Below are 1,074 nucleotides of genomic sequence, written 5' to 3' on the forward strand. Positions count from 1 at the left end.
GGCCCGGATCGGCATGACGTCGGTGTTGCACACCTGGGGTTCGGCGATGACACACCATCCGCATGTGCACGTTGTCGTGCCGGGTGGCGGGCTGTCAGCGGATGGCACCCGCTGGATACGTTGCCGCCCGGGGTTCTTTCTGCCAGTCAAAGTCCTGTCTCGACTGTTCCGCCGCCTGTTCCTCGAAGGACTGATGAGGTTGCACCGGGTCGGCAAGCTGCGCTTCTTCGGCGATCTGGTGGGACTGGCAGACCCTGATAACTTCGCGGCCCACCTCGCGCCGCTGCGCAAGACCGACTGGGTCGTCTATGCCAAGCCACCCTTCGGCGGGCCCGAAGCCGTGCTGGCCTATCTCAGCCGCTATACCCACCGCGTCGCCATCTCGAACCACCGCCTGGTCAGCGCCGATGGCGACACCGTGGCCTTCCGCTGGAAAGACTACCGCATCAAGCGTGGTGACCGGATGAAGGTTATGCGCCTGCCCACGGATGAGTTCATCCGCCGCTTCCTGATCCATGTCCTGCCGCCCGGCTTCCACCGCATCCGCCACGCGGGGTTCCTGGCCAATGGCATCCGCCGCGACAGGATCGAGACGATCAGGCGCTTGCTCAATGCCGAGCCAGCGCCAGGGCAGACGTCGGATGAGGGTGCAACCGACGACTTTGACGACCCGAACACACTACAGCCTTGCCCGAAATGCGGCGGCACAATGATCGTCATCGAGACCTTCCCGCGTGGCCAAACCCCGAAATCCCGCGCACCGCCACGGGAGGAAGCCGCATGAACCACCGATCCCACCCGGCTCCACAGTGTCCAGGCGCCGGACCGATCAATGCGGTCGGCCCCACGATGTCAGTGGTGAGATGGACCGTTGAAGGCCGAAAGAGAGCCCAAACAGCGCCATCAGAACATGACAGCCAACGCGTCCGCGCCAGACACGACCGACACGGCTGACGATCCGGCCCTCGATCAACGCGCCGGTAACACGCAATCCCCATAGACGCGAAAGCCGCCCGCGCTTCCCTCCTTGTCAGGTTTGTCGCCGCTGCAGCTCACGTTGACAGCAGCCACAAA

At 64.2% G+C, this 1,074-nt stretch carries 1 protein-coding gene; it reads left to right on the plus strand.

The features are described 5' to 3' along the window. Positions 1–784 (plus strand): transposase (locus Q1A71_RS23610; RefSeq protein WP_299682838.1); only part of this gene is annotated, 784 nt, incomplete at its 5' end. Positions 785–1,074: the final 290 nt, after the last annotated feature.

Source organism: uncultured Roseobacter sp. (genome assembly GCF_947493125.1).
Taxonomy (GTDB): domain Bacteria; phylum Pseudomonadota; class Alphaproteobacteria; order Rhodobacterales; family Rhodobacteraceae; genus Roseobacter.